A 24044-nucleotide genomic window follows, 5' to 3' on the forward strand; every position below is an offset into this window, starting at 1 on the left:
ACACTTAATACTCATTACTATTGTGGCTTACATGAAAGTCATTTAAATCTATCTTAAAAACAAAATGAGGTTATCGAGCTAATAACTCAATAACCTCATTAACATAATAACTACTCCCCCTTCAGAGGGCCGGGGGTTATCGCGAATAATTCGGCGCTTCCTTAGTTATAGTAATATCGTGCGGGTGCGATTCGCGGATACCGGCAGCGGTGATGCGTACAAAGCGGGCTTTTTGTAAAGTTGCAATGTCTTTAGCGCCGCAGTAGCCCATACTGGCTTTCAGTCCGCCCACAAACTGGTAAGTAACCTCGGCCAGTGTACCTTTAAATGGCACTCGGCCCACAATACCTTCGGGTACCAGTTTCTTAATATCGTCTTCTACGTCCTGGAAGTAACGGTCTTTAGAACCCGATTCCATGGCTTCGATTGAACCCATACCACGGTATGATTTAAAACGACGGCCTTCGTATATAATAGTTTCGCCCGGCGATTCTTCAACACCGGCAAATAACGAACCTGCCATTATCGAGCTTGCACCTGCCGCAATGGCTTTGGCAATATCGCCCGTATGCTTAATACCACCATCGGCAATAACCGGAACGCCTGTACCCTCTAAAGCCTTGGCACACTCGTAAACAGCATATAACTGTGGTACACCCACACCGGCAATAATACGTGTGGTACAAATACTACCCGGACCAATACCTACTTTAACGGCATCGGCACCAGCTTCGGCCAGTGCGCGGGCAGCATCACCTGTGGCAATATTACCGGCAATAACCTGCAAATCGGGGTATTTAGCTTTTACTTCTTTTAACTGATTAATTACACCTTTGGAGTGACCGTGAGCGGTATCAATGGCAATAACATCAACACCTGCTTTAACCAGTGCATCAACACGCTCCATGGTATCGGCGGTTACGCCAACGGCAGCACCAACGCGTAAACGGCCATGCTCGTCTTTACAGGCAATGGGATAATTTTTAAATTTCTGAATATCTTTAAAGGTGATGAGTCCGCATAAACGGCCATCATTATCAACCACCGGAAGTTTTTCGATCTTATGATTTTGCAGAATCTCTTCGGCTTGTACCAAACTCGTTTTTAATGGCGCAGTAATAAGGTTTTCGGTAGTCATTACCTCGCGTACCGGTTTGCTCATTTCCTTTTGAAAGCGCAGATCGCGGTTGGTTAAAATGCCTTTTAGTTTACCATCGGCATCAACTACCGGAATACCGCCAATACGATACTCGCGCATAATTTTTATAGCGTCGGATACAACAGCCGTTTCTTCTAAAGTAACCGGGTCTTGTATCATACCGCTTTCTGAGCGTTTTACTTTACGAACCTCGTCGGCCTGCTTTTGAATGCTCATGTTTTTGTGCAGCATACCCATACCACCGGCCTGGGCAATGGCAATAGCCAATTGCGATTCGGTAACGGTATCCATAGCCGCCGAAACAACAGGAATATTAAGCTTTATCTTTTTGGTGAGGTACGAGCTGGTATCAACTTCGCGCGGTAAAACTTCAGAATATGCCGGTAAAAGTAGGACGTCGTCATACGTTAAACCTTCGGCTACAAATTTGGAGGGGTCGAGCTGCATGGCAAATAATTATTGTTATTTGCCGGGCAAAGGTAGCATTTTATTTCGAATTTCAGATGTATGATTTCGGAATTGGGTTTGTTTGGTACGTTTTTACGTTGGCGTGTCATAAACAAAATAGAGATGCAAGGTATTGTGTCTCTATAATGATATTAAAGCCCGTCATTGCGAGGAACGAAGCAATCTCTGCGAATGCATGGGAGATGTTAAGGTTGGAAATTAATCAACTAATAATTAAGATTTGGGCGTTGCCTCCGGCCCGGGCTATCCGTTCCAACTCCTCACTTCGCTATGCTACGTTCCGGGGTTTCCACTTCTATCCCTAACGCAAACTGCAATTTGTCGGAATCTGATTTGCATTAACCAACCCGTCATGCTGAATTTATTTCAGCACCCCACATGCTAATTAGCCAGCAAGACAAACATAGCGTTAACCTATACGTGGGTTGCTGAAACAAGTTCAGCATAACTTAAGGACATAAAAAAAGAGACACAAGGTATTGTGTCTCTACTATAATAGGTAAACGCGTCATTACGAAAAACGAAGCAATCTCTGCGAATGCAAAGCGGAGATGCATAGTTCAGAGATTGCTTCGTTCCTCGCAATGACGGGTTTATTAAATTTCGAAATCTCTAATATTTCCCTACAATCACCTTATAAAACTGGTCAAAATCCCAGTACTTATTGGCCAGTGACTTTAACTCTTCGGCAGTAACCGTTTTGATAATCTCGCTGTAGCGATCGTAATAATCTAAACCTAAACCTGCAAAGTATACGTTCTTGAATTTATCGGCGTGCGAGAAAACGTTTTCGAGGCTGCCTAAAATAGAACCTAACATATAGTTGCGCACCAGTGAAAGTTCTTCTTCGGATATCAACTCTGTTTTAAGGAGGTTAACTTCCTTTTCAATTTCCTCAATCGCGTTACGGCACACATCAGCTCCAACCTCGGTTGCTATAAAAAACGCAGCGCCATGTTTTAACGATGATATGCCCGAGCCAATGCCATAAGTGTAACCCTTATCCTCACGGATGTTAGCCATCAATCTCGACCCAAAGTAACCGCCCAGAACGGTGTTCAATACTTGCAAGGCCGGAAAATCGGGGTGCGAACGGTATACCATAGGTAAGCCCATACGAATGGCCGATTGCAGGGCATCGGGTTTTTCGGTATAAAAGAAACGCTCGGTTACCGGAGCTATAGGTGGTTGCGTGGTATCGGCAGGCTCAGTACTGTTTTGCCAGTTAGTAAAGGCACCGGTAATTTGCTTCAAAGTAGCTTCATCAACCTTGCCCGATATTACGAGCGTACAGTTGGCCGGTTGGTACATTTGTTTAAAATGCGCCAGCATATCGGCACGTTGTAGCTGCTGGTAGTCGGTTGCGCTGGCTCCTAAACCATAAATGGTGTTGCCATAAACAGCTTTATTAAACGCTCTGCGGGCCAGTATATCATTTTTTTGCAAACTAACCTGTAGCTTTTGCTGCTGGTTACGTATAAACGTATCCAGTTCGTGCTGCGGAAACTGGCTATCGGTGAGTATATCAAGCACCACCGGCAAGGTATGCTCCAAATGGCGTGTAAGGCTGTATAATATTACTTCCGACTGGTCATATCCATATTCGGCTTGTAAAAAGGCACCGTAATAGTCAATACTATCGGCAATTTGGCTGCCTGTCAGTTTTGAGGTTCCCTCGGTAAGCATGGTGTTTACTGCCATGTTTAACAGCGGCTTGGCGGCATTATACCTCAAGTTGCCAAATATCCACTCTATGCGCACCAGGTCCTGATCGCCCGAGTTAAACCAGTATACCTGGCAGCCATTGGCCAGCGCGGTGTGTCCCGGTTCAATTAAATTTATATTGTTTACCGCCTGCGATTGAGGCGCTATAGTTCTATCTAACATACGCTTATTTTTCGGCCAGGTAAATTAAGGTTGATGAGTTATCCTTACGGAAAACTGATTTGCACTGCTCCTGAATTTGCTCAGCAGTTACGGCCAGGTACTTCTCAGTTTCGTGGTTAAACAGGTCGGCATCGCCAAACAGTTCAAAAAAGGCAAGGTTCATGGCTTTATCAAGCAAAGCCATTTCCGAAAACACCATGGTGCTTTCTGTCTTGTTCTTCACCTTGGTCAACTCGTAATCGGGCACAAGCGTGTCGCAAATCTTGGCCAGTTCTTCCCAAATGGCGGCTTCGGCTTTATCAATGCTAACGTTCTCCAGCGGCTTACCCTCTATAATGAACATACCTTTGTCTGAACTACCAGTCAGGTGGGCATGTATCTCGCTAAATAGTTGTTTTTCTTTAACCAATGAGCGGTACAAGCGCGATGATTGTCCGCGCGAAAGAATGTCGGAAACCAAATCTAACGCAAAGTAATCACCATCGGTACGGGCAGGTACCTGGAAGGCAATATAAATATCGTTCAACGGCACTTTGGCGGTTACCACTTCGCGGCGTTCTTCATGCTGGTCGGGCTCCTGCGGCAGATTACGCACGTATTTCTCGCCGGCGGGGATTGGAGCAAACCATTTTTCTGATAGCGCTTTAACCTGCTCCAGCGTAACATCGCCGCCTACTACCATAATGGCATTTTGCGGGTTGTAATGCTTTTTAAAGAATGCCTTTACATCCTCAATTTTAGCATGCTCAATGTGTTCGAGATTTTTGCCAATGGTTGCCCACTGGTAAGCATGTGTTTTATAAACCAACGGACGTAAACGTAACATAACATCGCCATAAGGCTGATTGAGGTAGCGTTGTTTAAACTCTTCCATTACCACGTTGCGCTGCACTTCCAGGCTTTTCTCGCTAAAGGCCAGGTTGAGCATGCGGTCGCTCTCGAGCCAAAAAGCGGTTTCGAGGTTTACGGCGGGCAGGGTAATGTAATAGTTGGTGACATCGTTGCTGGTGAAGGCGTTGTTTTCGCCCCCTACGCGCTGTAGAGGTTCATCGTACGATGGAATATTTATGGAGCCACCAAACATCAAGTGCTCAAATAAGTGAGCAAAACCCGTTTGTTCAGGATTTTCGTCGCGCGCACCCACATCATATAAAATGTTAAGCACCGCCATTGGTGTAGTATGGTCTTCATGAACAATTACCCGCAGGCCATTGCTCAATGTAAAACGGTCGAATTTAACCATGTAATTTCAGAACAAGTTTGGTAAAGCGCCAAATGTAAAACTTTTATACTCTAAATTAATAGTACCCATACGCTACTTTACCAAATTGTTGCAGCGCTTTTACATTAGCAACTCACTATTTCAACGCACGTTCAATGGAGTGTGAACCCGAGCCCACATTGCCCACTAATATAAAATCACCTTCGGCAGTGCCCAAAATTTCTTTACCGTCCACCTTTACCTTATTGCTGTTTACACCACATTTTGGTACATAAACTTTAGCAGTAACATTCACCGGTATTTTTACCATCATTTTATAAGTACCAGCATTACGCTCCCATTTAATAGCGGTATTCCCCCTGTCGCCTGGCAATATGCCTTGCACAAATTTTAAACGGTCGCCAAAATCGAGCGGCTTAATTTCCAGTAATTCGTGCTGTGGTTTAAGTACTTTAATGCCGAGCATGTACTGTTGCATAGCCAGTAAGCCAATAGCTCCCCATGGGTGCGAAAAGCTTTCGTCGATTTTATCGGCATCCCAGGCTTCCCAAGTCATGGTGCCGCCTTTAGTTATGATATTGGCCCAACCATCCCAATCTTTATTGGTATACAAGTCGAGCATGTGCGCCCCGTCTCCCGCCTTACCAATAGCCTCGGGCAAGTAACGCAGCGTAACCATACCCGATGCCATTTTTAACTCCTTTATCAGCTTATAAACCGGTTGCTTATTGTTGTCAGGCACAATGCCGGTTGCATACGCATACATGTTAGCTTGTTGCGAGGCGTGGGTGCTTTGCGAAAGGTTGGTTTTTAAACCGTCGATATACACGCCATTTGAATTTAACAACTTGGCGTTCATAGCTTTTTTGATAGCATCGGCGTAGCTTGTATACGTTTGCTGGTCGGCGGTATTGCCAACGGCGACGGCAACATTGGCCATAATATCATAATCAATATAGGCCAAAGCATCCATTACCGTACGGGTTTCAGTTTCCATGTCATAACCGTAGCGCATACTTTGCGGCCAATCAATAATACCATATTTATAAGGACCGGCACCACCTTCAAGGTTATGTATCAACCCGGTTGATTCTTTGCTGTAATTGTTTACATAATCAACCACTTTTTTAATCTTCGCATAATTGGTAGTCAAAAACTCTTTGTTGCCCGACTGCAGGTAGTAATCCCAAACCCAAATCAAATACTCCTGGGTGTAATCGGGTATGTCGCGCTTACTATCAACATTTGGGTAAACAGCATTTAACCTGCCATCAGGATAGTACTGGTCTTGTGAATCGAGGAACTCCAACAGCACGCGATGATTCATAGCGCGTTCGCCCATGGTGGTCATGGCTGGTGGCCCCTGGTAACTGCCATCGCCTAAAAAAGCTCCCTTTTCGCGGGTTGGAGTATCAACAAAACCCTCCTGCGCACCTTGTACTAAAGAGCGTAGCTGCAGGTTCCAAACCTGGTTGAGCATGTTATCTGACGACACAAAATTTGCCTTGGTATCATCCAGTTCAAAGTGACGGGTAACAAACTGTACGTTGTCAATCGTTAAAACATTGGGCGAATTATCGACCTGGATATAGCGATAAGCCAGGTAAACCATCGGCTCGAAAACTGCCTTTTGACCGTTAAGCTTAAAATAATAATTGAGGTTGGTACTTTGGTTGCCGCGTTTTTGAGATGCTGTGCCATCTTCATCCAGTAAGTAAGCGCCACGAATGGTCACTTCATCGCCGGCTTTGCCACCTTCAAAATTAATGTGTGGCATGCCTGCGTATATCTTTCCCAAATCGATAAGGTAGCTACCGTTTGATAGTTTTTTTACCGATACCGGCTTTATGGTTTGTTCTTTAACCCGAGTCAAATCTGTTCGTAAAGCATTAATCCACGGGGCAACCGGCGGAGCGCCAATCTCAGCGGCAGCATCCCAGCCTTTATCATTAAAGGTGGCGGTATTCCATCCGGGCATAGCTTTGCGCGAATCAATTTTATCAACATAACCGTTACCCTCGCCATTGCGGCGTGGCTGACCGGGCGTCCAGTAGGCGGCTTGGGTTTGTTTCCAGGTATTGTCGGTTCCGGTTATGGTTTTGCTACCGTCGGTATATTCGGTTACCATTTTTAAAATAAACCCACGACTGCCGGTAGCCCGGCCCTGCCCGCCGCCGTACCAATGCGTTAGCGCCGCAATATTGTTATCTACACCACTTTTTGCAAAACCAGTTACATCAAAAGCATTGTAATAAGCATACTGCGGATAATGGTTTGACGAACCTTTTGATACCAGCTTGCCATTAAAATATAATTCGAAATTTTGGCAGGCGGCCACGTAAACTATGGCTCTTTTAACTGCCTTATTACCTAAGCTTACGTTTCTGCGGTAGTAGGTGTAATCGTCCTTATCATCAGTGTTGCGTTTAACCCATTTGGCACCGCTCCAATCGGCGGTGGTAAACAGACCGGTATCAAAATATGATGCTGTGGAGTATGGCCCGACCACGTTGGTTTTATCCCAGGTTCGTACCTTCCAATAATACCGGATACCGGGTTTGAGGCTACCTATCAAATTAATATAATTTTGCATTGATGATGGCACCTTGCCACTGTCCCATACATCAGCCTTGCCGTTGCTCAAATTAACCGTGCTGCTGGCTACCAGTATTTGGTAACTGGTTTGCACTTCATTGGCATCCACATCGTTCACATACCAGCCAAAAAAAGGCTTGCTGTTAGTACCTATGGGGTTCACTTTATCGCAGGTGCGTAAATTAGATGGTGCACCGGGCGCAGTAGCGTATAAATTACATGCGCAGGCGGCAAGCATTGCTGTTAAAAACAACTTGTTAAAAGGCTTCATTGGGCTATAATTGGTTGGGGTTAATGCAGGGGCATACACCGTTTGTGCGATATTAGATTTAATTTAGCTAAACTAAAAAAATTACAGGTTGCACCATGACAGTGCATTACGGATATTTACACCATCCTACCGCGCAAACATGATTGATAAAGAAACGCTCACAGCACGTCTGGCCGCACGCAGCGCCAAAAACTGGGTAAACGCCCTTTGTGCCGAATTGGAAGAGCAGGGCTTTATTCTTACCGATTTGCTGGAGCTGACCCTGCATAAAGAGGATGTGATTGCCTTTCATGCCGTTTGGCTGCTGGATACGGTTGTGGAGAACGACTTGGGCAACTATGTAGCCCACATTGAGCAGTTTACAGATTACAGCCAACGCATAACCAACCACAGTTGCCAGCGGCATTATGCACGTATATTTATGCACTTTACCAAGGCCGCCCGCAAATCAATCCCGGTACGTAATAAACTGGCCCAAACCGATCTGGAACCTATGGTTGAACGCTGTTTTGATTGGCTCATTGACCCCAAGGTGAAAGTGGCCGTAAAGGCATCGGCCAGCGAAGTGCTTTTTAACCTTTGCGGCCATTACGACTGGATAGCCGAGGAACTGGAAAACCAGCTCCGGTTTTTAATGCAAAACGGCAGCCCGGCAATTAATGCAACAGGCCGCCGTTTGCTTAGCGGTTTACAAAAACGTTAGTTTTTTGTTATTCTTTCGGGCGATCTTCACCGTGCAGATTATCGCTTACCTGGTGATGGTGAAGTTTGGCCTCGATAGCCGAGGTGCTGGTATTGGCATAGGTACCGTAAGCATCCACTAAAACCCCTTTCAGGTTGTACTTTGCCGATGATATTGCGTAAACAATTGACATATCTGAAGGGTTGCTTGGACCCTCGAAACGAAAAAACTCATCTACTTCAAAGTCTTCGGCGTGCATTTGAACATTGTTGCTTTTATCATCTATAGTTTCGCCATTATCCTCAAAACTAAGGTTGGCGGTATATCCTCTTTGCATCAGGTCGTTAGTGGCATCCACTAAGGTCTCATAATTTTTCATGGTAGTATTTATTTAGTGTTTAAGTTAATTTTCTAAAGCAGTAATATAATTAGCTGCTGGTGTATTAACCAATGCGCGGGTAAAGTTGTTTTGTTTTAGTGAAGAAGTCTATAGTCGAAATTTTGCTGTGGCGATGTTGCTTAATTATTTCGAGACTTCTTTCCTACTCGCGGCTAATGATTATTCACTATGTACTACGGTCCATGAACCACCCCTTTCCACTCTATCTACAAAAAAGTTACATCTAACACATTGACTTTTAATTTAAATTAGGCAACTAAACTATTACTCTTAAACAATCCTGATGAAAGTAAAACTACTCAGTACGTTAGCCGTTGCCATGTGGCTAACAACGGCAGTACAGGCGCAGCAGGTACCATCGCCTAAAGACCATTTTGGTTTTAATATTGGCGATGATTACAGCCTGGCCACCTACACGCAAACAGAGGCTTATTTTAAAAAGCTGTCGGCATCTCCCCGCACCAAACTGGTTGATATTGGCTTAACCGAAGAAGGCCGCCACCAATGGATGCTCATCGTATCTTCTCCCGAAAACATTAATAACCTGGAGAAGTACAAAGAAATTTCACGCAAGTTGGCCCGCGCCGAAGACCTGACCGACGCGCAGGCTAAACAACTGGCCGCACAAGGTAAAGCCATTGTTTGGATTGATGGCGGCTTACACGCTACCGAAACCGTAGGTACCCACCAGTTAATTGAAACCGCCTACGAACTGGTGAGCCGTAACGACGACGAAACCAAGCGCATATTAGATGGTGCCATTATGCTGTTAGTACACGCTAACCCTGATGGGCAGGAGCTGGTATCGAGCTGGTACATGGGCCAGAAAGATCCGGTTAAGCGTAACATGAACATTCCGCGCCTGTATGAAAAATACATTGGGCATGATAACAACCGCGACTTTTATATGATGAATATGAAAGAATCGCAGAACATTACCCGTCAGCAATTTTTGGAGTGGTTTCCGCAGATTGTGTACAACCACCACCAAACCGGTCCTGCAGGCTCTGTAGTTGCAGGTCCGCCATATCGCGATCCTTTTAACTACGTATACGACCCGCTGCTGGTAACCAGTATTGACGCCTTAGGTGCCGCCATGAGCAGCCGCCTTAACGCCGAAGACAAACCGGGTTACACCGAGCGCAACGGCACCAGTTTTTCTACCTGGTGGAACGGTGGCTTACGTACAACAACCTACTTTCACAACATGGTGGGTTTGTTAACCGAAATTATTGGCAGCCCTACCCCATCGAGCGTACCGTTAGTACCCGAGCGTTTAATTCCGAGCAGCAATACCCCGTTCCCGGTTACACCGCGTGAATGGCATTACAAGCAGTCGATCGACTATTCATTATCGTTAAACTATGCGGTAATGGGTTATGCGGTACGCCAGCGCGACCAGATGTTGTACAATATGTATGTAATGGGTAAAAACTCTATTACCCGTGGCGGTAAAGACAACTGGACCTTATCACCTAAACGTGCCGATTCTATTAATGCAGCTTATAAAAAAGACCAACCGGCTACCGGCAATACCGCTGGCGGAGGCCGTGGCTTTGGCTTTGGCGGCGTACCTGTTAAATATTATGATCAGGTATTGAAAGATCCAAGCCTGCGCGATCCGCGTGGTTATATTATTCCTGCCAATCAAAGCGACTTCCCTACGGCGGTTAAATTTGTAAACGCGTTGATAAGAGCCGGTTTGGTTATTCAAAAAGCTACTGCCGATTTTAAAGTTAACGGTGTAAGCTACCCTGCCGGTTCGTACATTGTTAAAACCGATCAGGCTTTCCGTCCGCATATACTGGATATGTTTGAGCCGCAAGATCACCCTAACGATTTTCAATACCCCGGGGGGCCTCCTATCCGCCCTTATGATAACGCCGGCTGGACACTCGCTTACCAAATGGGCGTTAAATTCGACCGTTTGTTGGATGGTTTTGATGGTCCGTTTGCCCGTGTTCCTTACGGTCAGTTACAAACACCTCCTGCCCAGCCTGTGGCTGCAACAGCAAAAGGTTATGTAATTAGCTCAAGCATCAACAACGCTTTTACTTTAGTTAATGATCTGCTTAAAACCGGTGCCGAAGTTTACCGCGTACCTGCCGATAATGGTGCATTTTACATCCCTGCATCAGCTCAGGCTAAAGCCGTATTTGAAAAAAGCACTCCATTAGGTATTAAAACCACTGCAGTAAGCAAAACCCCTAAGGGTGCTGTTAAAATGTCCAAACTACGCATTGGTTTATGGGATACTTACGGCGGTTCAATTCCTTCGGGTTGGGTACGCTGGATGTTTGAGCAGCAGCACTTTGATTTTGAGCGCGTATATGCGCAGGAAATTGATGGCGGCAACCTGAAAAGTAAATTTGATGTGCTGCTATTTGTAGGCGGCGCAATTCCATCTGCTAATCCTCGTGCGGGTGGCTTTGGCGAGTTTGGCGGTCGTGGCGGAGCCAATCCTGAAGAACTTCCGGCCGAATACCGTTCACAAACCGGCCGTATTACTGCCGATAAATCTATTCCTCAACTAAAAGCATTTTTAGAGGCAGGCGGCAGCATTGTTACCATTGGCAGCAGCGCTAACCTGGCATATCAGCTTAAATTACCGGTAAGCAATGCCCTCAGCGAAACCGTTAACGGCCAGGAGCGCCCGATAAGTGGCGACAAATTTTACATTCCGGGCAGTGTGCTAACCGTAACTTATGATACTGCACAACCTGCTAACTGGGGTATGGCCCAAACCGGCGATGTAATGTTTGACAGCAGCCCTGCTTTCAAAATTAACGATGCCAGCATTAAGCCATTGGCTACCTATACCACCGATAAGCCATTGCGCAGCGGTTGGGCCTGGGGACAAAAATATTTGAAAGGTACTGCAGCTTCGTTTGTTGCTCCGGTAGGCGCAGGCAAACTATATGTGTTCGGTCCCGAAATTACTTTCCGCTCACAAGCTCACGGTACATTCCGTTCATTATTTAACCAGCTATACGCAACGGGTAAATAACAATACAGTTAATGCATATTTAAAGAGAGGTCAACCTAAAAATTGTCCTCTCTTTTTATTTAAAGCAAGCTTTGGCACAAGCTTTGTATGTTTTGATTAGTAATGTGAGAGTGATAATAGATGAAGATGAGGGGCAGCCATGTAATATACATGGCTGTTTTTTTATGTAGTCACATAGCCCCCTCTAAATCTCTCCGCCTAAGGCGTAAGACTTTAAGAATGCCCTCGCCTCATGAGGAGGGTTGAGTAGAGCTACATTTACATACAAGCCCGCATATTTACAATTTAGTTTTACATTTGCGGCTTATTTCAAATAGAATTACATATTCGTAAACATGAAGCAGCACTTGCAACATCCTGTATTTAAAACCATAGCTCATGTGGCAACACAGCAGCAGGTGCAGGCGTATGCAATAGGTGGCTTTGTACGCGATATTTTTCTTAACCGCCCCTCTAAAGATATTGATATTGTAGTAGTGGGCAACGGTATCGACTTTGCCGAAGCCGTTGGAAAAAAGCTCAATGTAAAGGTATCGGTATTTAAAAGCTTTGGTACGGCCATGCTTAAATATCAGGATGTTGAGGTTGAGTTTGTTGGCGCACGCAAAGAATCATACCGGGCACAATCGCGCAAGCCGCTGGTTGAAAACGGGACTCTTGAAGATGATCAGAAACGCCGCGATTTCACCATCAATGCCCTGGCCATTGCCCTAACCGGCAACGAGTACGGCGAGTTGATAGATCCGTTTGGCGGCATGGCCGATATGGAGAATAAACTCATCCGTACACCTCTAAATCCCGAAGAAACATTTTCAGACGACCCCCTGCGCATGATGAGGGCCATCAGGTTTGCCTCACAGCTTAATTTTATTATTGATGATGTGGCTGTTGAAGCTATCAAACTCAATAAAGAACGTATTAAAATAGTATCGCAGGAACGTATTACTGATGAACTGAATAAAATTATCCTCTCCCCTCAGCCATCCATAGGTTTTAAGTATTTATTAGATACCGGCCTGCTGCACATTATATTTCCGCAAATGGCAGCCTTACATGGGGTTGATGTGGTTAACGGGCGGGGGCATAAAGATAATTTTTATCATACCTTACAGGTGCTTGATAATATATCGGCCACCACAACCGACCTTTGGTTACGCTGGAGCGCCATTTTACATGATATAGCCAAACCAGCCACCAAACGCTTTGAACCCGGCCACGGCTGGACCTTTCACGGACATGAAGATAAGGGCGCGCGCTGGGTGCCTAAGCTATTTGGCCAGTTAAAACTACCGCTAAACGAGAAGATGAAGTTTGTACAAAAACTGGTACAACTACACATGCGGCCCATAGTTTTAACGCAGGAAATTGTTACCGACTCGGCCGTACGCCGCTTGCTGTTTGAGGCTGGTGATGATATTGAAAGCCTGATGCTGTTGTGCAAAGCAGACATTACCACCAAAAATGAGTACAAAATAAAAAAGTACCGCCAGAACTTTGAGCTGGTTCAGCAAAAACTCAAAGATGTTGAAGAGCGCGATAAAGTAAGAAACTGGCAGCCCCCGGTTACAGGTAACGATATTATGATAATTTTTGGCCTAAAAGAAGGGCGCGAAGTAGGCATTATTAAGAGTAAGATACGCGAAGCTATACTGGAGGGCGAAATACCTAACACTTATGAAGCAGCAATGCAGTTCACAATTCAAAAAGGTGAAGAACTTGGCTTAAAAGTTGTGGCAAACACAAAATAATTTAAAAACTGTATTTTTACACTATAAATCAACCTATATATAAAATGGCACTATACCGTTTCAGGGTAACATTTGAGGATTACGATGACATTAGCAGGGAAGTAGATATTAAATCAACCCATACTTTTGCCGATCTGCATCAGGCTATTCATCAGTCAATTGGCTACAACCCTGATTATTCTTCATCTTTTTACATCAGTAACGATCAATGGACTAAAGGCGAAGAAATTGCTTTTAAACCCAGCGAACGTAAGATTAGCCGTGGTGTTGCATTGATGGAAAACTCAAAACTAAGCAGCTTTATTGATGATCCGCACCAAAAGTTTTATTACACTTCAAACTTTGATCGTCCGTTTGATTTTCATGTTGAACTGGTTAAAATACTGGATGAAACTCCGGGGGTAACTTATCCGGCTACGGTAAAAACCACTGGTGAGGCACCAAAACAGTTTGGTAATGTATATACCCCTACTGCCGAAACTGCAGTGGCAGCCGAAGATTTTGATTTTTTAAACGAGGTTGAATTTAACCCTGAAGATGCCGAGGACTTTAGCGAGGTAACCGAAACCGGCGCTGCGGTAAGTGATCACGATGAAGATGAAGCTCATGATGAGGAAGATGAATTTGGCGGTGAGTTTTCGGACAATGAAGGCTTTGACGACGATGACCATAGCGGCAGCCGAGGCAGAGGTGGAGATGATTATTAATTAATTTTTCAATAACTACATACTAAATGTCATCTCGAACGATAGTGAGAGATCTTAGCAAAGCGGTTAATTCTGCATCTAAGATCTTTCGTTATCAATCGAAATGACATTTTTATTTTGATACTATATGAGCAGCAGCAAATACCTTGTTAGCATTGCCGGCCCCACAGCTATTGGCAAAACCGCTGTTGCTATTCAACTTGCACAGCATTACCAAACCGAAATAATTTCGGCCGATTCGCGGCAATTTTATCGAGAGATGAGCATAGGCACGGCCAAACCATCGCCCGATGAACTGGCTGCCGCACCGCATCACTTTATTGGTTCACACAGCATTCTTGATGATATTAACGTTGGCGATTTTGAGCGCGAGGGGCTGCTAATACTTGAGGACTTGTTTATCAAACATGACGTGGTAATCATGGCCGGCGGATCGGGTTTGTACGTTAAAGCCATTACCGCGGGGTTTGATGATTTGCCCGAAGCAGACCCAGCTATACGTGAAAACCTCAATAATATCTTTGCGGAACACGGTATTACCGCCTTACAGGAAAAACTCCTCGAGGCCGACCCGGTTTATTATGCAAAGGTTGACCTGCACAACCCGCAGCGCCTGATACGTGCCCTTGAAGTATTTGAAAGTACCGGGCAGCCTTATTCATCGTACCGCAAAGGCACAAGCCATCAAAGACCATTTAATATTATTAAGCTGGGTTTGCATATACCGCGCGAAGAACTCTACCATCGCATTAATAAAAGAGTTGATATAATGGTAGAAAGCGGCTTGCCTGATGAGGTTAAGCAACTACTACCCTACCGCCATCTTAATGCACTTAATACCGTAGGTTACTCCGAAATATTTGATTATTTAGATGGCAAAACTGATTTACCAACGGCCATTGCCATGATCAAGCAAAACACCCGCCGCTTTGCCAAACGCCAGTTAACCTGGTTTCGTAGAGACAAGGATACCTGTTGGTTTGCCCCAACCGACCTTGCTGCCATGATTAAGTATATTGATGAGACTATTGGGCTTTCAAACGCTTAATACATTCTTCAAGGCTGTGACGCCAGTAAGGTATTTCTATATTAAAGGTTGATTTTATTTTGGCCTTATCCATTACCGAAAAGGTTGGCCTTGTAGCCGGTGTTGGATATTGCGAGGTGCGTATAGGGCCAACATTGACCTGGGTGCCCGAAATATCAAAAATAGCTATAGCAAAATCGTACCAGGAAGTTACCCCCTCGTTACTATAATGATATATGCCATATTGCTGCTTATCATTAGCTATAATATGTAAAATACAGTTGGCCAAATCAATAGCGTAAGTTGGCGTACCCACCTGATCGGCTATGATGTTTAAGGAATCACGCTCTGCTCCAAAACGCAGCATGGTTTTTACAAAATTGTTGCCGTACTCTGAATATAACCAGCTGGTGCGTAAAATGTAGTGCTGTTTTAAGTGGGCCGTTATATCCTCTTCGCCCTCTAACTTAGTTAGGCCATAAATACTGATAGGCTTAGCCTCATCGCTTTCAATAAGCGGCAACGGCAAATTACCTGCAAATACAAAATCAGTTGATATATGTATTAGCGTAGTATTGTGCTCGTTACATAAAACAGCAAGATTAGCTGCCCCGGTTTTATTAACCTTACGTGCGGTATCGGTATCTTCTTCGGCTTTATCAACTGCGGTATAGGCCGCGCAATTAATGGCATATTGAGGTTGATGTGTTTTAAATAGAATTTCGAGCCCCTTTACATCCAATATATTGGCTTCGTTTTCGGCTGGAAAATACAAATCGAAATCAGGCTTATCTTCAGCAACCTTTTTAATACAGCTACCTAACTGACCCGATGCACCAAAAACCAATATTTTACCCATAATTTATCTTTATTTGATATGGCCGAAGTTAGTAAAATATATAAAGTGTATACATAAAAAAACACTCCATAGCATTTTAAGTACTACGCAAAATATCTCTAAATTTATTCCACATATTAGCCGCTAAATTTTACTTTCTTCAATATTCCAAGCAATAAACAGAGTCTTACTTTTTAAAAAAGTAATTAGAAATTAAATTCACAGTAACAGGTATTTTACAAAAAATAAAAAAAATTAATTTAGAATTATTTATAACATACTAAGTATGATGAAAACACCTATTTTATAATATTTTGGTATTCACAAACAAATTATTATTATTATTGTAAAGAATTACAAGGATTTTTTATTAAGTTGTAAGAAAATAGAATTTTAAGTTAACTGTTTAATTATTTTAATTTAACTGTAACAATTTCAATCCTATATTGTCTTACTGCATTAACTACTAATTTAATTTGGACAGATAATTGCTATGCTTAATAAGAATATATTAACCGTATTTAATAACACACTTTCAACCACTTTTATATATTAAATTTTTGTTTGAATATAATATCATCATCAATGAATATTAAGTTTTCACAGGTCGCACTTACACTTTCGGCAGCATTAGCCCTAACCGCTTGTCATACAAATAAGCGCTTAGAGGGTATGGACAAAGTAAGCACGTCAAAAACCACGTTGCAAACATTAACACCTCTTGCACCTCATGGCATGGTGTTCGTACCGGCAGGTTCAATTATCGAAAAAGATGTAGTTACCGATACTACTATGGCGGTTGACACAGTACCACGTACTGTAACCGTGAGTGCATTCTTTATGGACCAAACCGAGGTAACCAACAAACAATACCGCACCTTTGTGGATTGGGTTGCCGATTCGGTTGCTGTTACCGACTATCTTAAAGATGCCAAATACTTCCATAAAGTAAAAAAGACTTCTGTAAAAGCTAAAAAAGGAAGTGGTAAAAACCAACAAACCGTTGATATACCAACCTTTGCCGATACCAGCAAAACTATTGACTGGACTAAAGTTGGCGGCAGAACACCGCTATGGCAAAGTAATGATCCGGTTATTAAAGGCGCATTATATGGTAAACTTTACACCATGGAAAATGGTAAACCCACGCTTATTAAAGATGCGGTTGTTTATCGTTTCGACAGGTTATCTGTTAACCGTTCGGGTGTAAGCAAATATATTACCGATACTGTTGCCATTGCACCCAACACTAAAGTATGGTCAAACGACTTTCCTAATTCTCAGATGGAGATGATGGATAATAATTACTATACCAATAAAAGCTATGATGAGCACCCGGTAGTTGGCGTTAACTGGAAACAGGCCCGTGCTTATACCGACTGGAGAAGCAAAATGATTTATGCTACCACCGGCGAACGCTCACTGGCCCGTTTGTATAATTTACGCTTTAACCTGCCAACCGAAGCTCAATGGGAATATGCAGCCTCTAAGGATTTAAAACCTGACGAATTTGATAAACTATCAACCGTTAACCTTAAAGATAAAAAAACCAAGAAAAACGTTGACATGCTTGCTGTTAACTTTAAACAGCAGGAAGGTGATTACCGCAAAGACGGTGGTACTTTTACCATGCATGTTAAATCATACGCACCAAATTCATTGGGTTTATATAATATGATGGGTAATGTTTCTGAGTGGACCCTGGATGCTTTCAGTCCTTCATACAGAGAGCTGGTGCATGACTTAAACCCGGTATTGCTATATGATGCAGCCGATAATGAAAGCGAGGCAATGCGCCGTAAAGTTATCAGAGGTGGTTCATGGAAAGACAATGGCAACATGCTTACTCCATCAACCCGCAACTACGAAATACAAAACGTATCGCACTCGTACATCGGTTTTAGATGTGTGATGCCCGCACCTGACATTGTTATTGAGCAAACTAAAACCAGAAAACTGGCCAAAAGCAAATAAACAAATTAGTTAAAAAAGATTGATTGGCAGCCGTTGTAGGGCTGCAAAGCCTACAACATAACAACGACTCACAGAAAATGAAAAATTTAGCACATAAGATTTACGTAACTGCTTTTTGCCTCTTAGCCCTTGTAGCGGTTAGCAATACGGCTGATGCACAAAAGAAGCGCACAAGCAAAAAAAGCACTAAACGTACCACTACTAAGCCAAAGGCAAAAACTACCGCTCCTAAAACAGACTATAACACGCAAGCTCCGGCCGTAACAGAAACTACACCTGTTGCTACACCTCCGGTAAATGCCCAAACCACTCTGCCTAAAGATTCGCTTCCAACCGATTCTTTGCCGCCGATGGATGGTTTCTTTAAAAGCGAAATGTTTAATAACGCAAAGGCGTATAACTATCCTGCAATTAGCTCACGCGATGCACGTTTTTACAAACGTATTTGGAGAGACATTGACGTTAACGACCCTAAAAACGCTTTATTCAATGTTCCGGGTGCTACCCTTGCCGAGATTGTTTTAGAAGGATTACGTACAGGTAAAATTACCGCTTACGAGCCAAGCGCAACCAATAACGACAGTACTTTTGCTAAACGTATTAATGTATTAAACGCATTATCACGCTTCCAAGACAGTACCATGGTTGATCAGTTTGATGCTAACGGTAATAAAATTGGGTCTAAGATGGTATTGAACGATTTTAATCCTGCGTCAATTACTAAATTCAGAACCAAAGAAGATATTTACTTTGATAAGAAACGTTCAATGGTTGTAACCCGCATTATTGGTATTGCCCCGCTAAAAGCTATTTCAGCAGGTGGTTCAATAGTAGGCGAAGCACCGGTGTTCTGGTTATACTTCCCTCAGTGCCGCGACTTTTTTGCAACCAAAGACGTATCAGATCCTGACCGTAACTTATACGATACCAGCCTTGACGATATCTTCCTTCAAAAAAGATACACCAGCACTATCGTTCGCGAAACAGGTTCAAACACCCAGCGTACAACTGCCCAAATAGCTTCTGCTACGGGAGTGTTACCTGGTGCTACTGCTGCTGATGTTATCAATGGTGAGCAAGATAAAACTGCTAAATCAAAGTCTATCGAAAGCAAGATCCAAAACTTTAAAGCTAAAACCTGGAGCTACGATATTCAGAAAACACCTACTGCTGCTGAGAAGAAAGCTGCCGAGAAAGCACAGAAAGAGGCTGAAAAGGCTCAAAAAGCTGCTGAGAAAGCTGCTAGTAAACCAGCTAAAACACCAACTACGACTACTCCTACCAAAAACTAACAGGAGAGCTGATAATACTAAAAAAGGGATAAGCCTTACGCTTATCCCTTTTTTAGTATACCCTATTTGAATGCAATAATACCAGATTAAAAACTAATTAAAATCAGTACAGAAGGGTAATCCTACACCGTTGGGAGATTGGTTTATTCATAATGTATGATAAATAAAAAAAGCGCATAGGTTATATGCGCTTTTTTATTTATAGATATTCTCCTACTACTTATTGTAATCGGAGAACTCCTTATGTTCAATAACGTGCTGTGGGAGTGATTTGAAATACTCGTAAGTAATTTTCAAACCTTCCTGACGGCTTACCTTTGGCTCCCAGCCTAAAATGGCTTTAGCTTTGGTAATATCCGGGCGTCTTTGCTTAGGATCATCAGTTGGCAGTGGTTTGCCTACCAGCTTTTGGTCGGTACCGGTTAACTTGATGATCTCCTCTCCAAATTCTTTGATGGTTATCTCATCCGGGTTGCCTATGTTCATAGGTTGTACATAGTCGCTCAATAGCAGGCGGTATATGCCTTCCACCAAATCATCTACATAACAAAATGCACGGGTTTGTGAACCATCACCAAACATAGTCAATGGCTCGCCCCTTAAGGCCTGGCCAATAAATGCTGGCAATACGCGTCCGTCGTTCAGGCGCATGCGCGGGCCGTAGGTATTGAAGATACGGATGATACGGGTCTCTACACCGTGGAATGTGTGGTAAGCCATGGTAATGGCTTCCTGGAAGCGTTTGGCCTCATCGTACACCCCACGTGGGCCTACCGGGTTTACATTCCCCCAATATTCCTCGGGTTGCGGGTTTACGTTAGGGTCACCGTAAATTTCTGAAGTACTGGCTACCAGGATACGGGCATTTTTAGTCTTGGCCAAACCTAAAAGGTTATGAGTACCTAACGAGCCTACTTTAAGCGTTTGGATAGGGATCTTAAGGTAATCAATTGGCGATGCAGGGCTGGCAAAGTGCAGGATGTAATCCAGCTGGCCCGGTACATGCACATATGATGATACATCATGGTGGTAGAACTCAAATTCTTTGAGTTTAAACAGGTGCTCGATGTTCTTTAGGTCGCCGGTAATGAGGTTATCCATACCTATTACATTACAGCCTTCCTTAATAAACCTGTCACATAAATGCGACCCTAAGAAGCCTGCTGCTCCTGTAATAAGTACTCTTTTTCCTTTAATATCCATATTTTTGAAATGAGTGAATCAATGAGTTTTAGTGAATGAGTGAATACTGAACAAGTGATTATTCATTCACTCATTCTCTCATTCAGTCTTTATTTTACTTCCTTGCGTCCGATACTGTTGTAGTAAAAACCACAATCTATCATTTTGTCCAAATCGTACAGGTTACGACCATCAAATATAACCTTTGCTTTCAGTAATTCTTCTATCCTACCAAAATCAGGAGTACGGAATAATGACCATTCTGTAACTATTAATAATGCATCAGCGTCTTTTAAGGCATCATACTGGTTAGCTGCATAAGTTATCTTATCGCCCAATAAAGTCTGTACATTGTTCATACCTTCAGGATCGAAAGCTGATACAGTTGCTCCTGCGGCTAATAACGAATCAATTATATACAATGCCGGTGCCTCGCGAATATCGTCAGTTTCCGGTTTAAAGGCCAGTCCCCACAAAGCAAAGTGCTTGCCTTTAAGATCACCTTTATAGTATTTCTTCACTTTTTCGGTGAGTACGTTTTTCTGTATCTCGTTCACCTCCATTACCGAGTTCAGAATTCTAAAGTCATACTGGTTTTCCTCGGCCGATTTAGCCAGCGCCTGCACGTCTTTAGGGAAACATGAACCGCCGTAGCCTATACCCGCAAACAGGAAGCGTTTACCAATACGGTCATCGGCACCAATACCTCTGCGTACCATATCCACATCAGCACCTACTAATTCACATAAGTTGGCAATTTCGTTCATGAACGAAATTTTGGTAGCCAGGAAAGAGTTGGCAGCATACTTGGTAAGCTCAGAACTACGTTCATCCATGAAGATGATAGGATTACCCTGACGAACGTAAGGACCATATAATTCGGCCATCAGTTTGCGTGCACGTTCATCAGTGGTACCAACTACTACACGGTCGGGTTTCATAAAGTCTTCTACGGCCACACCCTCGCGTAAAAACTCAGGATTACTTACCACAGCATATTCAACACCCGGTGCGGCATGTTGCTGCATGGCAGCTGTCACCTTATCGGCTGTGCCTACAGGTACAGTTGATTTAGTTACAATTACTTTATACTCTGTAATAATTTTAGCTATATCGCCGGCAGCGCCAAGCACATAGCTCAAATCGGCAGCACCATCGCCACCCGGAGGAGTTGGCAATGCTAAGAAAATGATTTTAGCTTCGGCAATACCTTCTGCCAGGTTCGATGTGAACTTCAAGCGGTCTTGCGCAATATTACGATGGAACAGTTGCTCCAGGCCAGGCTCATAAATGGGCAGCTTACCGGCCTTCATCATTTCTACCTTTTTCTCGTTAATGTCAACGCATATAACTTCGTTACCGGTTTCTGCTAAACAGGTACCGGTTACTAAACCTACATACCCCGTTCCTACTACGGCTATTTTCATATTAATTCTTTTTTAGTTGGTTGATGGTTGTTCTTGTTGTTGTTGCTTTAATTATCGTTCGGTAACTTGCTGTTTACTCAAAAAATCTTCGTAAGCCAGCTTAATGCCTTCGGGTAATTCTATGGTGTGTTTCCAGCCTGTGGCATGTAGTTTTGATACATCCATTAATTTACGTGGCGTTCCATCGGGTTTGGTTGTATCAAGCAAAATTTCTCCTTCAAAACCTACAACCTCTTTAACCAGTTCGGCCAGTTCTTTAATAGATAAATCCACTCCCGTACCAATATTTACTAAACCTGATTCATTAAAATTCTGCATCAGGTAATAGCAAGCCTCGGCCAAATCATCAGCAAATAAAAACTCGCGTTTAGGCGTACCTGTACCCCATATGGTAACACTTGGCAAACCTTGTTCTTTTGCCTCATGAAACCTGCGGATCATGGCCGGAAGCACATGCGAATTTTGCGGATGGTAGTTATCATTATATCCGTACAAATTAGTAGGCATCACTGATATATAGTTACAGCCGTACTGAGCCCGATAAGCATCGCACATTTTAATACCAGCGATTTTGGCAATGGCATAAGGTTCGTTAGTATCTTCCAATGGGCCGGTAAGCAGGTAATCTTCCTTTAAAGGCTGATGGGCCATTTTAGGATAAATACAGCTTGAACCTAAGAACATCAGTTTTTTCACCTCATTAACATATGAAGAGTGAATGATGTTATTTTGTATCTGCAGGTTATCGTACAAAAAATCGGCACGATAAGTATTATTGGCTACGATGCCTCCTACCTTGGCTGCTGCTAAAAAAACATAATCGGGTTTTTCCTGTTCAAAAAAATCGGAAACAGCTTGTTGATTGCGTAAATCCAATTCTGATGAACCGCGAACTACAAAGTTGGTAAAGCCCTCGTTTTCAAGCTTACGCTTAATGGCCGAACCTACCATACCCCTATGGCCTGCTATATATATTTTAGCGCTTTTTTCCATTATGAGGCTATTATTCGAACTGATTTTTGATTTGATAGCCAGACTCGCGCAGTAATCTTTCTTTACGGAATAACTCTACGTCTGAAGTCATCATATCTTTTACTAATGAAGCTAAATCGTGCTTTGGAGTCCAGCCTAATTTTGTTTTTGACTTGGTTGGGTCACCAATTAATAACTCAACCTCAGTAGGGCGGAAATATTTAGGATCAACAGCTACAACCTCGGTACCTGCTTCTAACTGGTAATCGGAGTGACTGCAGCTTACTACATAACCTTTCTCTTCAACACCCTCGCCTTTAAATTCAATAGTTATGCCCACTTCAGCAAATGCCATACGTACAAATTCACGTACGCGCGTAGTTACGCCGGTAGCAATTACAAAGTCTTCAGGAGTATCCTGCTGCAGTATGAGGTACATAGCCTCTACATAATCTTTCGCATGGCCCCAATCGCGCTGTGCATCAAGGTTACCTAAGTATAATTTATCTTGTAAACCCATAGCAATTTTAGCTGTTGCGCGGGTAATTTTACGGGTTACAAAAGTCTCACCACGTAACGGGCTCTCGTGGTTAAACAAGATGCCATTGCATGCAAACATACCATAAGCTTCGCGGTAGTTAACTGTGATCCAGTAGGCATACATTTTAGCCACGGCGTAAGGGCTACGTGGATAAAACGGTGTAGTTTCAGACTGCGGCACAGCTTGTACCAAACCGTAAAGTTCTGAAGTAGATGCCTGGTAAATACGTGTTTTTTTCTCCAAACCTAAAATACGGATAGCCTCTAACAAACGTAAAGTACCAATACCATCGGCATTTGCAGTATATTCAGGAGTGTCAAAGCTCACTTTAACGTGGCTCATGGCACCTAAGTTATATATCTCATCGGGCTGAACCTGTTGTATAATGCGGATCAAGTTGGTTGAATCACTTAAATCTCCATAGTGTAATACTAAACTCGGATGTGGTTCATGGGGGTCTTGGTACAAGTGGTCAATACGATCGGTATTGAATAACGAGCTGCGGCGTTTGATACCATGCACTTCGTATCCCTTGCTTAACAGTAATTCTGTTAAGTAGGCTCCGTCCTGCCCTGTTATACCTGTTAATAATGCTTTCTTCATGTATAGTTGGATGGTTGTTTGTGAACAAAAATCTGGCAAAGC

General features: G+C 43.3%; 17 protein-coding genes. 7 read left to right on the forward strand and 10 right to left on the reverse strand.

The window, feature by feature from the left end; translation table 11 throughout:
* Positions 1–136: 136 nt before the first annotated feature.
* From guaB to QE417_RS08320, 4 genes are all read right to left on the reverse strand, one after another.
* Entirely contained in the window at positions 137–1606 is a 1470-nt protein-coding gene (gene guaB / locus QE417_RS08305) for an IMP dehydrogenase (protein WP_311949222.1), read from the reverse strand.
* 633 nt (positions 1607–2239) lie between these two features.
* Complete coding sequence (locus QE417_RS08310; protein ID WP_311949224.1) at positions 2240–3514, reverse strand: M16 family metallopeptidase; 1275 nt, start codon at positions 3512–3514, stop codon at positions 2240–2242.
* 4 nt (positions 3515–3518) lie between these two features.
* On the reverse strand, positions 3519–4757 hold the full coding sequence (locus QE417_RS08315) for a M16 family metallopeptidase (RefSeq protein ID WP_311949225.1): 1239 nt from the start codon (positions 4755–4757) through the stop codon (positions 3519–3521).
* A 115-nt stretch (positions 4758–4872) separates the two neighbouring features.
* Complete coding sequence (locus QE417_RS08320) at positions 4873–7602, reverse strand: family 78 glycoside hydrolase catalytic domain (RefSeq protein WP_311949227.1); 2730 nt, start codon at positions 7600–7602, stop codon at positions 4873–4875.
* Between the two features lie 139 nt (positions 7603–7741).
* Between QE417_RS08320 and QE417_RS08325 the strand changes: the two genes are divergently transcribed.
* Entirely contained in the window at positions 7742–8305 is a 564-nt protein-coding gene (locus QE417_RS08325; protein ID WP_311949229.1) for a hypothetical protein, read from the forward strand.
* A gap of 7 nt (positions 8306–8312) precedes the next feature.
* On the opposite strand, the gene QE417_RS08330 is transcribed toward QE417_RS08325, so the two are convergent.
* Positions 8313–8663 carry a phosphoribosylpyrophosphate synthetase gene (locus QE417_RS08330; RefSeq protein WP_311949230.1) on the reverse strand — a complete coding sequence of 117 codons (351 nt, stop codon included), beginning with the start codon at positions 8661–8663 and terminating at the stop codon, positions 8313–8315.
* A 304-nt stretch (positions 8664–8967) separates the two neighbouring features.
* On the opposite strand from QE417_RS08330, the gene QE417_RS08335 reads away from it, so the two are divergent.
* The 4 genes from QE417_RS08335 (at position 8968) to miaA (ending at position 15194) form a co-directional block, all read left to right on the forward strand.
* Positions 8968–11691, forward strand: coding sequence for a M14 family metallopeptidase (locus QE417_RS08335; RefSeq protein WP_311949232.1), 2724 nt, complete (start codon positions 8968–8970; stop codon positions 11689–11691).
* Between the two features lie 335 nt (positions 11692–12026).
* A complete protein-coding gene (locus QE417_RS08340) occupies positions 12027–13439 on the forward strand; it encodes a CCA tRNA nucleotidyltransferase (protein WP_311949233.1) in 1413 nt (470 codons plus the stop codon).
* A gap of 44 nt (positions 13440–13483) precedes the next feature.
* The gene (locus QE417_RS08345) at positions 13484–14146 is read left to right on the forward strand and encodes an IS1096 element passenger TnpR family protein (RefSeq protein WP_311949235.1); all 663 of its coding nucleotides are present in this window, start codon (positions 13484–13486) and stop codon (positions 14144–14146) included.
* Between the two features lie 127 nt (positions 14147–14273).
* Positions 14274–15194 (forward strand): tRNA (adenosine(37)-N6)-dimethylallyltransferase MiaA, encoded by a 921-nt coding sequence (miaA, locus tag QE417_RS08350; RefSeq protein ID WP_311949237.1) that lies wholly within the window; start codon positions 14274–14276, stop codon positions 15192–15194.
* Here the strand turns inward: miaA and rfbD are convergent.
* On the reverse strand, positions 15172–16032 hold the full coding sequence (gene rfbD, locus QE417_RS08355; RefSeq protein WP_311949238.1) for a dTDP-4-dehydrorhamnose reductase: 861 nt from the start codon (positions 16030–16032) through the stop codon (positions 15172–15174). The two genes, miaA and rfbD, sit on opposite strands and share 23 nt — an antisense overlap.
* A 564-nt stretch (positions 16033–16596) precedes the next feature.
* Between rfbD and porK the strand changes: the two genes are divergently transcribed.
* Both porK and porN read left to right on the forward strand, forming a co-directional pair.
* Positions 16597–17985, forward strand: coding sequence for a type IX secretion system lipoprotein PorK/GldK (gene porK, locus QE417_RS08360; RefSeq protein WP_311949240.1), 1389 nt, complete (start codon positions 16597–16599; stop codon positions 17983–17985).
* Between the two features lie 77 nt (positions 17986–18062).
* Entirely contained in the window at positions 18063–19277 is a 1215-nt protein-coding gene (gene porN, locus QE417_RS08365) for a type IX secretion system ring protein PorN/GldN (protein WP_311949242.1), read from the forward strand.
* 216 nt (positions 19278–19493) lie between these two features.
* Here the strand turns inward: porN and QE417_RS08370 are convergent, their stop codons facing one another.
* The 4 genes from QE417_RS08370 to gmd form a co-directional block, all read right to left on the reverse strand.
* Positions 19494–20474 carry a UDP-glucuronic acid decarboxylase family protein gene (locus QE417_RS08370; protein ID WP_311954629.1) on the reverse strand — a complete coding sequence of 327 codons (981 nt, stop codon included), beginning with the start codon at positions 20472–20474 and terminating at the stop codon, positions 19494–19496.
* 95 nt (positions 20475–20569) lie between these two features.
* Positions 20570–21886, reverse strand: a complete 1317-nt coding sequence (locus QE417_RS08375; RefSeq protein ID WP_311949245.1) for a UDP-glucose dehydrogenase family protein — start codon at positions 21884–21886, stop codon at positions 20570–20572.
* A 51-nt stretch (positions 21887–21937) separates the two neighbouring features.
* Entirely contained in the window at positions 21938–22879 is a 942-nt protein-coding gene (gene fcl, locus QE417_RS08380; RefSeq protein WP_311949247.1) for a GDP-L-fucose synthase, read from the reverse strand.
* Positions 22880–22889: 10 nt separating this feature from the next.
* Positions 22890–24002, reverse strand: a complete 1113-nt coding sequence (gene gmd / locus QE417_RS08385; RefSeq protein WP_311949250.1) for a GDP-mannose 4,6-dehydratase — start codon at positions 24000–24002, stop codon at positions 22890–22892.
* Positions 24003–24044: the final 42 nt, after the last annotated feature.

The organism is Mucilaginibacter terrae (assembly GCF_031951985.1).
In the GTDB taxonomy this organism is placed as follows: domain Bacteria; phylum Bacteroidota; class Bacteroidia; order Sphingobacteriales; family Sphingobacteriaceae; genus Mucilaginibacter; species Mucilaginibacter terrae_A.